This window comes from Dactylosporangium sp. NPDC050688, from assembly GCF_040654515.1.
In the GTDB taxonomy this organism is placed as follows: Bacteria; Actinomycetota; Actinomycetes; order Mycobacteriales; family Micromonosporaceae; genus Dactylosporangium.
This window is the reverse complement of record NZ_JBFAIC010000054.1, coordinates 52,527-65,016: the sequence shown is the minus strand read 5'-3', so window position 1 is coordinate 65,016 and position 12,490 is coordinate 52,527. Positions and strand designations below refer to the sequence as shown.

General features: G+C 71.7%; 11 protein-coding genes. 4 read left to right on the top strand and 7 right to left on the bottom strand.

Annotation, left to right across the window (positions count from 1 at the left end; translation table 11 throughout):
• The first annotated feature begins 359 nt into the window (after nucleotides 1-359).
• Nucleotides 360-782: a DoxX family protein gene (locus tag AB0H83_RS37155; RefSeq protein ID WP_360103463.1), complete on the top strand. Its 423-nt coding sequence runs from the start codon at nucleotides 360-362 to the stop codon at nucleotides 780-782.
• Nucleotides 783-854: 72 nt separating this feature from the next.
• Here the strand turns inward: AB0H83_RS37155 and AB0H83_RS37150 are convergent, their stop codons facing one another.
• From AB0H83_RS37150 to AB0H83_RS37130, 5 genes are read right to left on the bottom strand one after another with little or no spacing between them, the layout of a single operon-like run.
• Nucleotides 855-2,345 (bottom strand): vanadium-dependent haloperoxidase, encoded by a 1,491-nt coding sequence (locus AB0H83_RS37150; RefSeq protein ID WP_360103461.1) that lies wholly within the window; start codon nucleotides 2,343-2,345, stop codon nucleotides 855-857.
• A gap of 49 nt (nucleotides 2,346-2,394) precedes the next feature.
• On the bottom strand, nucleotides 2,395-3,471 hold the full coding sequence (locus tag AB0H83_RS37145; protein WP_360103459.1) for a methyltransferase: 1,077 nt from the start codon (nucleotides 3,469-3,471) through the stop codon (nucleotides 2,395-2,397).
• Nucleotides 3,468-5,138, bottom strand: coding sequence for an FAD-dependent monooxygenase (locus tag AB0H83_RS37140; RefSeq protein WP_360103457.1), 1,671 nt, complete (start codon nucleotides 5,136-5,138; stop codon nucleotides 3,468-3,470). The genes AB0H83_RS37145 and AB0H83_RS37140 overlap by 4 nt, the downstream gene beginning before the upstream one ends.
• Before the next feature lie 56 nt (nucleotides 5,139-5,194).
• Complete coding sequence (locus AB0H83_RS37135) at nucleotides 5,195-6,838, bottom strand: hypothetical protein (protein WP_360103455.1); 1,644 nt, start codon at nucleotides 6,836-6,838, stop codon at nucleotides 5,195-5,197.
• Nucleotides 6,835-7,170, bottom strand: coding sequence for a DUF485 domain-containing protein (locus tag AB0H83_RS37130; protein ID WP_360103453.1), 336 nt, complete (start codon nucleotides 7,168-7,170; stop codon nucleotides 6,835-6,837). Before AB0H83_RS37130 ends, AB0H83_RS37135 begins: the two co-directional genes overlap by 4 nt.
• A gap of 225 nt (nucleotides 7,171-7,395) precedes the next feature.
• Between AB0H83_RS37130 and AB0H83_RS37125 the strand changes: the two genes are divergently transcribed.
• Nucleotides 7,396-8,133: a DUF6081 family protein gene (locus AB0H83_RS37125; protein ID WP_360103451.1), complete on the top strand. Its 738-nt coding sequence runs from the start codon at nucleotides 7,396-7,398 to the stop codon at nucleotides 8,131-8,133.
• A gap of 6 nt (nucleotides 8,134-8,139) precedes the next feature.
• Here the strand turns inward: AB0H83_RS37125 and AB0H83_RS37120 are convergent, their stop codons facing one another.
• Nucleotides 8,140-8,841: an SDR family oxidoreductase gene (locus AB0H83_RS37120; protein ID WP_360103449.1), complete on the bottom strand. Its 702-nt coding sequence runs from the start codon at nucleotides 8,839-8,841 to the stop codon at nucleotides 8,140-8,142.
• 273 nt (nucleotides 8,842-9,114) lie between these two features.
• Here AB0H83_RS37120 and AB0H83_RS37115 point away from each other — a divergent pair, with 273 nt between their 5' ends.
• Together AB0H83_RS37115 and AB0H83_RS37110 are read left to right on the top strand one after the other, a co-directional pair.
• Nucleotides 9,115-10,524 (top strand): MFS transporter, encoded by a 1,410-nt coding sequence (locus tag AB0H83_RS37115; RefSeq protein ID WP_360103447.1) that lies wholly within the window; start codon nucleotides 9,115-9,117, stop codon nucleotides 10,522-10,524.
• Nucleotides 10,525-10,571: 47 nt separating this feature from the next.
• Nucleotides 10,572-11,810, top strand: coding sequence for a helix-turn-helix transcriptional regulator (locus tag AB0H83_RS37110; RefSeq protein ID WP_360103445.1), 1,239 nt, complete (start codon nucleotides 10,572-10,574; stop codon nucleotides 11,808-11,810).
• Here the strand turns inward: AB0H83_RS37110 and AB0H83_RS37105 are convergent.
• Nucleotides 11,771-12,445: an isochorismatase family protein gene (locus AB0H83_RS37105; protein ID WP_360103443.1), complete on the bottom strand. Its 675-nt coding sequence runs from the start codon at nucleotides 12,443-12,445 to the stop codon at nucleotides 11,771-11,773. The two genes, AB0H83_RS37110 and AB0H83_RS37105, sit on opposite strands and share 40 nt — an antisense overlap.
• Nucleotides 12,446-12,490: the final 45 nt, after the last annotated feature.

The following is a 12,490-nucleotide window of genomic DNA, read 5'->3' as shown; positions in this document are numbered from 1 at the left end:
TGTTGCGGCTCAGCGGCCCGGCGGGCTACCCGTGCAGCACGGCGAACAACGCCATCTTCTCCTGGACTCCGGCAGCGCAGGCGTAGCTTCCAGTAATGCTGCAGTGAACGCCACGGGTCAGGCGCGGGATGTCCGCGCATGACCCTGCCTGCGCCTCTCACCGAGCCGACGCAGGACCAGCCCTCGGCGCGGAACCGTTCGACGAGCCGCCGACGGACCGCAGCATGAATTATCCTTCGTCGATATTGCGGTGCTGCGTCAGACTTATCAAACTGGACTGATGCACTGCAAGGCACGAGGGCAACGGACTGCTGGACAGCGCGACCCTGGCCACGTCGATCTCATGAGAGAGGCGGACAATGCGACCGCTGACCAAATTCTCGACTGAACCGCCGCCGTCCCGGCGGCGGGCGGGCACGGTATTGCTCTGGACCGCCCAGATCCTGCTGGGAGTGGGATTCGTGAGCATGGGGATCATCCGATTGACAGGATCGTCGACGGCAATCGAGACGTTCGAGCAGATCGGGCTCGGCCAGTGGCTCCGGTTCGTCACCGGCGCCGTCGAACTGGCCGGCGGCGTCGGTCTGCTGATCCCGAGGCTGGCCGGGCCGGCCGCCACGGGGCTGGTCGGGGTCATGGCCGGCGCGACCGCCGCGAACGTGCTGGTGCTCTCGCCCGTCATGGCCGTGCTGACGGTCGCGCTCGGCGTCGTGGCGGCCGGGATCGCCTGGGCGCGCCGGGCCGAGGTCAAGGACCTGCTCGGCAGGGTCATCCGGCGGTGAACGCCGCGATGCCGGCGACGCGCGTGCAGCAGCGTCGCCGGCATCGGCCCGGAGGGCTGGCGGAGGAACTGGTCAGCCGCCGTTGAGCTTGCGCTGGATGAAGGTGTAGACCGAGTCACCGACCTTCGGTGCGAACTGCTCGGCGTTCTCGATCGCAGCGCGGAAGTGCACGCCGGCCCAGACCCGGCTCATGCGGCAGTCGTTGGCGAGGTCGGTCAGGTTGTCCCAGTGCAGCGTCAGGTCGGCGGCCGGGGTGACGCCCGGCTCGATCGCCGAGGAACCTTTGGCGAAGGTGGTCGAGACCGACAGCTTGTCGGTGCCGAGGAACCGCCGCGCGGCCTGGGCGTAGGCCAGGCAGTACGTCGAGGACGTCGACGGGTAATCGGCGTGGTCGGCGGTGTTGAGGTAGCTGCGCCACTCATTGCCCGTGATGTCGTTGACGGTGCCCTTGCCGGGACCGCCCCACGCGGTGATCTTCTTGTCGCCGTACAGGAACCGGATCGCGCTGAACGGGCGCACGGTGTCGTACTTGCGCTTGAAGTACCACGAGGCGATGGCGGAGTCGAAGATGGCGACGTCGACCGTGACGACGTACTGGACGGCCTTCTCGATGTCGAAGTTGCCCTGCGTGAAGGCCGCGGTGCCAGTGGTCCGCCCGAGGCTGAAGATCTTGTCGTTGAAGAACTCGGCCGTCATCTTCTTGCGGTCGTCGAGGTTCGCCGACGCCTCGAGGATCTCGGCCGCCTGCCGCCGGTAGCCAGCCCGGTTGTGCTGGTAGTCGCTGTTCACCGGCGCGGACAGGCTGAACTCGGCGGGGCTGCCGTAGGAGATCGGCTTGACCCTGCCGTAGTAGGGCGTCACGAACTGCTGGACGCGGACGATCCCGTTGTTGTTGATGATCCGGGGCTGCCAGCGCGACGGGTTGTTCAGGTCGTAGGCGGTGTTGACCGGTTCGTAGCCGGTGTAGTCGGCGTAGGGCTGCCGGTTGTACTTGCGGCCGCCCTCGTCGCCGTCTCGGTTGGACCCGTCGTGCCTGCGCGCCTCGAGGACCTTCGTCGCGGCGAGGTTGCCGATCCCGGCCGGGGTGGTGGTGTTCAGCGACCGGTTGTCCGGGTCGAGGCCCGCGGACACCATCATCTCGCGGAAGTCCGCCTTGTACTGCGGGAAGACCGCGAGCAGCGACGTGTAGGCGGAGTAGATGACCGCGATGTTGCGGTTGCGGGTCGTCGCCTCGCTGCGCGGGCGGCGGCCGAGGTTGGAGTAGATACCGACGGCTTTGGCGTTGTAGGGGGCGATGGCGTCGAACCATGCCACCTCCACGAGCAGGATGTGGTCGGCGACGATGGTGGCGTCGTCGCCGCCGGGGGTAATCGTGCGCACGGCCTTCTGGAAGTGCGGGTAGATCACCTCGGTCAGGGCGTTGCCGTGGTCGAAGTCGAACGTCGGCGTCACCTTCGCCGGGGAGGCGTCCGCGTTGATCAGCGTTGTGGCCAGCACCGCGGCCGCCGCGACGCTCACGCCCTGCTTGAGGCGCTTCCGCCAGGCCTGCTTCAGCACGTGCATGTACATTGCTCCTCATCGCTTGCTTGCGGGTCGTCGACAGATGTTCGGGCTACTGTGGCGCCAGCGACGGTTTGGTAGCGGACACGATGCCGTGGGCGGCCAGCGCGTCGGCCGGCATCTCGGCCAGGTCCTGCGCGATCGCCTGCGTCACGGTGAATCCGTGCTCCTGCAGCCATTGCTGGTACGTCGACAGCTTCTGCGGCCCGCCCTGGCCCATGGTGCAGCCCAGGAAATAGGTCGGGAAGAAGTCGGCCGCGTAGGAGTCCTTGAGGTTCTCCGGGTACACCGGTCCCAGGATGTGCAACCGGCCGCCGGGGTTGAGCGCCTTGTAGGTGTTGCGCAGGATCCTGGTGACCTCCTCCTTGTCGAACATGTCCAGGAAGTGCTTGATCAGCACGACGTCGAAGCCCTCCGGCACCTCCTGGAAGACGTCGCCGCCGATGAACGAGCAGCGCTCGTCCACGCCGGCGGCCTTGAAGTTCCGCAGGCAGTCGGCCTCCTTGTCAGGGAGGTCGAAGGTCGTCACGTGCAGGTCCGGGGCCTCGGCCAGCCGGAGGGCGAGGATCGCGCCCAGGCCCGTGTTGCCGGCCAGGTCCAGGACCCTGGCCCCGGCGGGGATGTCGATACTGCCGAAGAACCAGGGGTCGATGTGCGCGGTGACGGCGTCCATCATCGAGCCCCAGGCCTCGCGCAGGTCCTGGTGCGTCGCGAGCGCCTCGTACAGGTTGCCGTCGTGCCCGTACAGCTGTTTGAGCCCGACGGTGGTGGCGCTGCGGACGCTGTCGGTGAGGTAGTAGCTCTGGCGGAGCACGACCGTCTTGGCCATGTTCATGATCGCCAGGACCCGCTGCAGGTCCTCCTCGGCGACGTCGGCGAGGCCGGTGAGGATGTAGGTGCGCGTGCGCTCGTCGTAGCCGACGAGGTCGTCCTTCACCAGCAGGTGCAGCAGCTGCTCGACGGCATCGGGCCGGGCGCCGGCCGCGGCGGCGAGCTGCGCGGCGCTCATCGCCGGTCCGCGGCGCAGCTCGTCGATGATGCCGAGTTCGAAGCACGCCAGCACGTTGGCGAACCGGGTCGGTCCCAGCAGGTACTCGCGGAGCCGGTCGAGGGTGTGGTGTGCGCTCATCGCGGTGTGCCTCTCCAGTCGTTCGTCCGCGGAAAGGTGGGGCGTGTGGCCGGTGCCGCCGCCGCGGGGGTCAGCGCTCCCCGGACCCGGCGCACCACCGCTGCCGGGTCCGGCGGGGACCAGTCGCCCCGCCAGGCGACGTGCTGGTCCGGCCGGACCAGCACCAGGGCCTGCTCCCACAGCCTGCGCGCGGCCGGGTCACTCACCAGGACCTGCATGACGGGCAGCCCCTGGGCGGCGGCTTCCCGCAGCAGCGGGTCCGCCCGCCCGTCACCGGCGAAGTCGACGAGGGTGAACCACTGACCCAGCAGGTCGTACAGCTGCCGGCCGTCGCGCAGCTGCACGCTCGGCGGCCGGCCACCCGGCCAGGTCGTCGGTGTGTACTGCTGCGGGCTCCAGAACGGCTCGGGGCCCTCGTCGTGGCAGACGATCGGCGACTCGTCGTAGCGGTAGCCCAGCTCGATGCCGGCGTACTCGTTCTCGCCGCGCTCCGCGTCGATGAACGCGCCGACGGTCTCCGGCGGGACACCTTCCCGAAGCATCCGTCCGGCCTGCAGGTGCACCCCGAGGTGCCGGCGTGAGGCGTGCATGTTGTGCAGCCCGACCGGGCGGCGTTCCCGCTCGTAACTGTCCAGCAGCGCCGCGCCGCCGAAGCCGGTCAGGAGCGCGGCGAGCTTCCAGGCCGCGTCGACCGCGTCGGCTATCCCGGAGTTCATCCCGTACCCGCCGGTCGGGAACATCTGGTGTGCGGAGTCACCGGCGAGCAGCACCCGTCCGGCCCGGTACCGTTGCGCCATCAGGAAGCTCGGGCGCCAGCGCGAGGCCAGCAGCACCTTGTCGATCTCCAGGTCGACCTGCATGACGTCGCGGACGAAGCCTGCCGGGTCCGGCGGCGGCGGGTCGAACTCCGACGGGTCGGCGCCGTTGACGTGCACGGTCCAGGTGTCGATCTCGTCCTGGGCGATGATGACGTACCTGAAGGCGAAGTAGTGCCAGAACTGGCCGTGCCGGTGCAGGGTGCTCAGGTCGCGGCTCTTGAAGTGCACCATGTAGGCGCCCGGCAATTCGGGCACGTCGAAGCCGTCCAGCTCGATGCCCACTGTCCGGCGGACCTGGCTCGACGCGCCGTCGCAGCCGATCAGGTAGCTGGACCGGACCTGCCGCCGGCGGCCGGTACGCACGTCGACCAGGTCGCTGGTCACGCCGTCGCGGTCCTGGGTCAGCGACTCCAGTTTCCAGCCGCATGCCAGGTCGATGCGCGGATGCCGGCGGCAGTGCGCGCGCAGGACGGGTTCCAGCGTGATCTGTGAGATGCGCTGGCCGGGCTCGACCGGCTGCGTGCCGTCGTTACGTTCCGCGATGCGCCGCCGCTCCTCGTCCACCGACGGCAGCCGCCACACGGCGATGGGCGCACCGGTGAGACCGGTCGACCAGATGACGTCCGCCGGATGCTCCGGCGCGACGCCGGCGGCGCGCACGTCGTCGGTGAGGCCGAGCGGGCGCAGCAGCTCCATGCTGCGGGTGCTGACGTAGTCGAGCTTCGGGTGCCTCGTCGTCTCCGTCTGCTGGTCGACGAGCATGCAACGTATGCCGTATCGGGCGAGGGCGAGTGCGGCGACCATGCCGACGGGGCCTGCACCCACCACGAGCACCGGTGCGGTTTCCATGTCTGCCTCCTGGAGCGTGGGGCGGCCGGACGGCCGCCCCACGCCGTTCGGGCGGTTCAGCGGACGTCGCTTCCCGCTTGGCTCAGTCGGGCGGGCGTGACCGTGGGCTGTCCCGGGATCCGGTCGTCGTCCGGGGACGGGGCGCCGAGGCCGGTGAACGCACGGACCTGCAGTTCGGCGAAGCCGGCGTCGTTGCGTTCGCGGCTGCTGACGGTGCCGATGTAGCCGAGCAGGAACGTCACCGGGACCGCGACCAGGGCCGGGTCGAAGTCGATGAGGTGGAAGTCGACGTCGGGCAGCATCGCCACGGGCGTGCCGGACATGAGGCCGGAGATGAGGACCAGCGCACCGGTCACCGCGATGCCGCCGAAGATCGTCCACCGCAGCCCCGCCGTGTTGAACCGCTTCCAGAACAGCGCGTACAGCACCGCGGGCAGGATGATGCCGCCGAGGTCGACGGTGATCGGGATCAGCGCGTGGGTGTTGTACGGCAGCAGCACGACGCCGAGCACGGCACCGGCGAGGCCGATGATGACGGTGTTGCGGCGGGCGGCGCGCAGCTCCTCGGCCGGGTCCGCCGGCTGCGGCCGCATGGCGCGCACGTCGCGGGTCAGTGAGGTCACCGCGCTGATCAGCAGCGCTGCCAGGACCCCGGTGACGACGAGCAGGCCGAGCGCGCCGAGCAGCCCGACGAGCCACGCCCCGCCCAGCTGGTCGCCGAGCCGGGGCAGGGTGAGGTCGCGCAGCGGCGGGATCGGGCCGATGTTCTGCCCGCCGAGCAGCGCGACCGCGCCGAAGCCCACGACGGCCGTGCACAGGTAGAACGGCACGAACATGATGCCGGCCCAACCGGCCGACCGGCGCGCGTCACGGCCGGAGGTGGCCGTGAAGTGCCGCATGAACATGTACGGCAGTGCCGCGTGCCCGACGACCGCCGCGAACAGCTTCGACAGGTGCACGACCCGCTGGCCGCCCTCGCCGTACTCGCGGCCCGGGCCGAGCAGGTCGTACCCGGCCGGATGCGGCAGCCTGTTGGCCTGGGCGTCGTCCAGCAGCTGGAACACGTCGAGCCGGTACTTGGCGAGCACCGCCACCGTCAGCCCCGCCAGGACGGCGATGACCAGCGCGGCCTTGACCACCAGCAGGCGCGTGAGGCCCTGCATGCCGCCGATGAGCACGAACACGGTGGCGAAGATGCCGGCGGCCGCGACGACCACGGTCTGCACCGCGGTGGACTCGACCCCGAACGCCACCCGGCTCACGATGCCGATCGCGTTGAGCATGACGATGGTGTACGTGACGTACAGCAGCAGCGTGACGGTGAGCGAGGCGACCCTGGCCGGTCGCTGGCCGGTGCGCAGCGCGAACACGTCACCGATGGTGTGCCCGCCGACGTTGCGCAGCGGGCCGGCGAAGACCAGCAGCGCGATCAGCCACGACACCGCGAACGCCGCCGAGAACAGGAAGGCGTCGAAGCCGTTGAGCGCGTTGTGCCCGACCATCGTGAACAGGGTCGACAGCAGGATGAACCCCGCGAACAACGCCAGCGCGTTCTGCCAGGCGCCGACGCGCCGGCCCGCGAGGTAGAAGTCCGTCGGCGTGCGCTGCGCGCGGCGGGCCGCGAGCCCCACACCGAGCAGCGCCACGATCAGCACGACGGTGATGACCGTCCCGATCGTCGCCGCAGCACCATTGTTCATCGGGTCCCTCCTTCGGCATCGGCCCGGATCTGGTCGGCGGCGGGATCGAGCTGGGTCCGGGCGTACCTCAGGTACATCGCCGCGATGACGAGCACGAGGACGAAGGTCCCCAGGACGACCAGCATGCCGACGTTCACGCTCGCGATGACCGTCTGCCGGTAGAAGCCCGGCGCGTACGCGCCGAGCAGGCTGGCCAGGACCCACCAGCCGATGAAGACGACGCTCGCCGGTGCGGCGAAACGCCGGTACTGGTGACGCAGGGCGGTGAACCGGGTGCTGTCATGTATGGCGACAAAGCGCTCACCGTCCGACAGCGAGTTCGACGTGCCCATGACACCTCCTCGTCTTGACGCGACGGATAGGAACGCAGCATCTGCCCGCCACCACCGTCCCGGCATGCCCCAAACACGGGATTCGCGGCGTGAGTCGGCCACGGGGTGCCGGCCCGTGAAACCACGCGAAGATGCCATGTACGGCCCGCGCGGCCCCGGGCAATCGTGGTGGACGTGATCCGCCGCTGCCGGGAACGTCCCGCGGCCCGACCGGAAGGAGTCCGGATGCGTCCGGCGCCGGCAACCGAGACCTGGACCTACGATGACTTCCGCGGCGCCGTGCTCGACCCGGCCCGCTGGGAGGTCATGACGGTGCCGGGCGCGGACGGTACCCACCACGCGTACCGCGACCGGAATGCGACGGTGTCCACCGGCGACGGTCATCTCGAGGTCACCGTGCACCCGTTCACCCGCTTCCACGACACGGACCGCAGGCAGAACAACGCCAAGCAGATGTACCGGTCCGTGCGGCGCTTCCCGGTGCCCGCCGGCGGGCAGCTGACGGTCGAGGTCGACATGGCGGTGCGCACGTACGGGCAGATCCCGCACGACCTGCTCGACGCCTTCGGCACGGTGAACGTCTTCGACCTCGACAGCGGGGTCGTGTTCAACGCCGCCGCCACCAACGACACGCTCTACGCGGTGGTGGAGCGGCTGCCCGTCCCCGGTGCGACCGGGCCCTACGTGCACCGGGTGGTGCTGGAGACGCCGACGGCGCCGGCGGTGCCGCACCGCTACGCCGTGACGTACCGGGCGGACACGTCGGAGGTCCTCTTCCACGTCGACGGCCGGGTCGCGTACTGGGCGCGCACGCCAGTGCCGGTCGACGGCTTCCACATCGGCATGGCGCTGTTCTCGGCGCGGGACCTGGGCCGCTACACCCGCGCGGAGCGTGAGCACGGGCAGGGCGCGACAGGCCGGTGGGGGCCGTGGCGGATCACCTCGACCCCGGCGCCGGCCTGAGCGGCGTCACACGAGCAGCTCGCCGCCGTCGATGCTGAGGTTGACGCCGTTGACGGAGCGGTTCTCCAGCAGGAACATGACCGCGTCGGTGCAGTCCTGCATCGTGACCAGCCGCCCGGTCGGCGTGCGTGCCTGCACGGCATCGCAGATCTCGCGCTTGTCCCGCCACTGTGGGGTGTCGGCGACGAGGCTCGGGTGCAGGGCGTTGAACCGGATCGGCGCCAGCTCGGTCACCAGGGTGCGCACCAGCGCGCTGATGCCGCCGTTGGCGGTCGTGACCGTGGTGGAGCCGGGGTACGGCCGGTGCATGGCCAGCCCGCCGAGCAGCACCGCCGCGGCGTCGGCCGGCATACGCGGCGCGAGCGCGTGCACGACGGCGGCATAGCCGACGAGCTTCATCGTCAGCACCCGCACCGCGTCCGCCGGGCGGTACCCGCGGATGGTGTTGTGGTCGCGTTCGAGGGCGGCGAGCACCAGCCGGTCGACGCGCTGCACGCCGGCCAGCGTGTCCGCCGCCTGCTCCGGGACGGTCAGGTCCAGCCCGAGCCCGCGGGCGTGCCCGCCGATCTCGTCGGCGACCGCCTTGGCACGGGCGTCCGTCCGGCCGGTGACGAGGACGTCGCAGCCGCGGCCGGCGAACGTCTCTGCGACGTGCCGGCCGATCCCTGAGGTGCCACCGACCACGACGACCTGCGTGCGATCAGACATCGATGTTCCTTCCTGCCCTGCGGCGCGGTGCACCGCATCGCTGGACGTGAATCCGCCGACCGTACCCGGGCCGGGACCGGCGGTCGTCACGTGTTCGCGGTATCCAGGCCCGGCACGTCCGGCAGGGCGGGCGGCCGCGGCCGCCGGCGAACCACGTGAATGAGCGATGGTCAGCGGGTGCGTGGCCGGTGAGGCTCAATGTCGCCGGGCGCGGCCGCAGGCGCCCCGGCACCGCCGTCGGCACGCAGGCCGGACCCGTCCGAGAGGTGCGCGATGACCCAGGCACGCCACGACACCACCGCCGGTCCACCTCGCGCCGGCCGCTGGTGGATCGTCGGCGGCATGGGACTGGCGGTGTTCATGGCGTCGCTGGACATGAGCATCGTCAACGTGGCGCTGCCCGCCGTGGGCAGTTCGTTCGCGGCGCCGGCCGCGGCGACCCAGTGGGTCGTGCTCGGTTACCTGCTGCCGCTGGTCGCCCTCGCGCTGCCGACGGGCCGGTGGCTGGACCGGGTCGGGCACCGCGGCGTGCTCGTCGGCGCCTGCGCCGGCTTCGCGGCCGCGAGCGTCGCCGCCGGTCTCGCACCCGGCATCGGCTGGCTCGTCGCCGCGCGCGTGGTGCAGGGTGTGGCCGGCACGGCGCTGATGACCCTGATCCCGGTGCTGACCACCACCGCCGTCGAGGCCCGGTTCCGGGGCCGGGCGATGGGGACCGTCGACACGCTCGGCATGCTGGGCCTGATCAGCGGGCCGGGCCTCGGCGGCCTGATCGTCGACTCGGTCGGCTGGCCGTGGATCTTCTACTGCAACGTGCCCGTGTGCGCCGGCCTCGTCGTCCTGGCGTACGTGCAGCTGCCCCGCGGCGCACGCGTGCGCCCGCCGGATCGCGCCACCGCCGCGGAGGCGGCGCTGCTGACCGCCGCCGCCTGCGCCGTCATGCTCGCGTTGACCCTCGCCGCCGACGGTACGCCGCTGTGGCTCGCGCTGGCGGTGGTGGCGGTGCCGGCGGTCGCCGCGTGGTGGCGGTTGCCGGCCGGCGAGCCGGTGCGCAGGCTGCTGCGGGTGCCCGCGATGCAGGCGCCGCTGGCGGCGTTGACGGTCACCGCCGTGGCGACGGGTCTGCTGTTCTACCTCGTGCCGTTCCAGCTCATCACGGTGCTGCGCATGCCGCCTCCGGTCGCCGGTGCCACGATGCTGACGTTCCCGCTCGCCGCCGCGCTGCTCGGGCCGGTCGCCGGGGTGCTCGCCGACCGGTACGGCGACCGGCGGGTCGCGCTCACCGGCCTGCTCACGATGGTGAGCGGCCTGGTGCTGCTGATCCCCGCGGACCGGTCCTGGCACGCGGCGGACGTCGCGCTGCGGCTGGCGGTCGCCGGTGCGGGCCTGGGCCTGTTCAACGCGCCCAACATGAGCGCGGCGATGTCGGCGCCGCCGGGTGGTCTGCTCGCCACCGCCGGCGCCGCGACGAGCGTGGCCCGGCAGAGCGGTTTCGCGTGCGGCCCGGCGCTGGCGACGCTCGTTTGGGGGCTGTCTGGATACGGGCTCGCCGGGATCCGGGCCGCGTTCTTCGCCGCCGCGCTCATCCTGGTGGCCGGCGCGGTCCCGCTCGCCCGGAGCCTCCGGCAGGCGCGGCCCCCCGCTGCGGCACCGGCGTCGGTCACCGCGCCGGCGGACTCCGGATGACGACGCCGGACGGGTACCGCCGGAGAAACTCTCGAAATGGAGCGCCGATGACGCCACGCCTGCGGGGCCGGGAGACCGAGCAGCGGCAGATCCTGCGGGCGCTGCACACCGTGGTGGCGGGGACGAACACTGTGCTGCGTGTCGAGGGCGGCTGGGGCAGCGGCCGTACGCGGCTGCTGGAGGAGGTGGCGGTCATGGCCGGGCGGCTCGGCTTCGCCGTCGTGGACACCGGCTGGGTCGCCGGGGCCGAACCGGCCGCCCTCACCACCCGCGGCTCGTCGTCACGGCCTGTCCTCGTCGTGCTCGACGACCTGCACCACGCCGACCCGGTGTTCGTCCGCAGCCTGTACTCGCTGCCCGGGCGGCTGCGGGACCGGTCCGTCGCCTGGATCCTCAGCCGGCGGCGCCGGGCCGGCGGGCAGGTCGTGGACCGGCTCTTCGCGGACGGTTCGGCGCCGGGTGGGCGGGTCGACCTGCGACCGTTGCCGCCTCAGGTGCTGGTCCAGCTGGTGGCGGACCGTGCTGGTGGCCCGATGACGGGCGCGCAGGAGCTGCTGCGTGCCGCCGGCGGCAACCCAGCGCTGGCCGTCGCGCTGGCCTGCGACGCCGCCGGCTCCGGCCCGGGCGGGTGGCGGCGCGGACCGTCCGCCCGGGTGCGGGCGTGTGTCCTGCGGTGCGTTACCGAGCTCGGTGGCACCTGCCGGCAGCTGCTCGAGGTCGGTGCGGTCCTCGGCTCCCGGTTCACCCTGAGCGACGCGGCGCACCTGCTGCATCGGCCGGCCGCGGACCTGCTCGCCCCGCTCGACGAGGTACTCGCCGCCGACGTCCTCGTCTGCGACGGCGACCGGCTGGCCTTCGCCCAGGACCTGTTCCGGCAGTGCCTGCTGCTGGCACTGCCGCTTCCAGCGCGGGTTGCGCTGGCCCAGTCCGCGGGGGCGGAGCCGGCCGGCAACGCGGTCCCCGGGTCCGACCGGGTCCTCGACCTATGGGACGCCGGCCGGGCCGAGGCGCGCGACCGGCCGGCCGCGATCCGGCTCGCCGCGCCCGCGCGCCAGGCGCCGGAGTGGACGCTGCTCAACGACACCGAGCGTCGCGTGGCGCGGCTGGTCAGCCAGGGGCTCACGAACCAGCAGATCGCCAGCCAGCTGTTCCGGTCCCCGCACACGGTCAACTACCACCTGCGCCGCATGTTCCGCAAGCTCGACATCCGCTCCAGGGTCGAGCTGGCCAGGCTCACGTTGCTGCACTACTCCGAGACGGCCGACGTGATCGACGCGGCCGGCTGAGCCGTCAGCGTGTCCACGACACCGGCGGTCGTCAACGGCACCGCGCACCGCGCCGCCGCGTACCACAGGGCCAGCATGTGATGGTCGAGCGAGAAGTCGCCCATGGCGTCGGCGACGAAGAACGCCTCGATGTCGCGGGTGAACGCGTCGCAGGCGGTCATCAGGCAGCCCACGTGGGCGTAGACGCCACAGACGATGAGCTGGTCGCGGCCGGAGCCGCGCAGCCGCTCCTCGAGGTCGCTGCGGTGGAATGCGCTGTATCGCCACTTCGTCAGGACCACCTCGCCGGGTTCCGGCTCGAGCGCATCGGCGATCTGCCGGTCGTCTGCATCGCCGCTCATGCCCGCGCCCCAGAAGTCGTGCAGCAGGCCGCGGTCCTGCCGGCTCATGCCGCCCGGCTGGGCGGTGTACATGACCGGTACGCCCGCCCCGCGCGCCGCGGCGAGCAGCACCGCGACGTTGGTCAGCAGCTCGGTGAGTGGAGACCCGCCCGCCGGGAACGGCCGCAGGAAGTACCGTTGCATGTCGTGGACCAGCACCGCAGCGCGGTCCGCGCGGGGACGCCACGGCACCGCCGCGGCCGGCAGCTCGCCGGCGCCCGGCATCGGGTAGGGCGCGATCCTGTTCATGGCCATCGTCGGGCTCCTGTTCGGCTCGTCGGTCGTGCTGGCTGTGACGTG

What these genes read in the sequence shown, in the direction of transcription:
- AB0H83_RS37120 (WP_360103449.1), bottom strand. Translation starts at nt 8,841, where the DNA reads ATGTCTGATCGCACGCAGGTCGTCGTGGTCGGTGGCACCTCAGGGATC.
- AB0H83_RS37155 (WP_360103463.1), top strand. Translation starts at nt 360, where the DNA reads ATGCGACCGCTGACCAAATTCTCGACTGAACCGCCGCCGTCCCGGCGG.
- AB0H83_RS37135 (WP_360103455.1), bottom strand. Translation starts at nt 6,838, where the DNA reads ATGAACAATGGTGCTGCGGCGACGATCGGGACGGTCATCACCGTCGTG.
- AB0H83_RS37125 (WP_360103451.1), top strand. Translation starts at nt 7,396, where the DNA reads ATGCGTCCGGCGCCGGCAACCGAGACCTGGACCTACGATGACTTCCGC.
- AB0H83_RS37150 (WP_360103461.1), bottom strand. Translation starts at nt 2,345, where the DNA reads ATGCACGTGCTGAAGCAGGCCTGGCGGAAGCGCCTCAAGCAGGGCGTG.
- AB0H83_RS37140 (WP_360103457.1), bottom strand. Translation starts at nt 5,138, where the DNA reads ATGGAAACCGCACCGGTGCTCGTGGTGGGTGCAGGCCCCGTCGGCATG.
- AB0H83_RS37110 (WP_360103445.1), top strand. Translation starts at nt 10,572, where the DNA reads ATGACGCCACGCCTGCGGGGCCGGGAGACCGAGCAGCGGCAGATCCTG.
- AB0H83_RS37145 (WP_360103459.1), bottom strand. Translation starts at nt 3,471, where the DNA reads ATGAGCGCACACCACACCCTCGACCGGCTCCGCGAGTACCTGCTGGGA.
- AB0H83_RS37115 (WP_360103447.1), top strand. Translation starts at nt 9,115, where the DNA reads ATGACCCAGGCACGCCACGACACCACCGCCGGTCCACCTCGCGCCGGC.
- AB0H83_RS37130 (WP_360103453.1), bottom strand. Translation starts at nt 7,170, where the DNA reads ATGGGCACGTCGAACTCGCTGTCGGACGGTGAGCGCTTTGTCGCCATA.
- AB0H83_RS37105 (WP_360103443.1), bottom strand. Translation starts at nt 12,445, where the DNA reads ATGGCCATGAACAGGATCGCGCCCTACCCGATGCCGGGCGCCGGCGAG.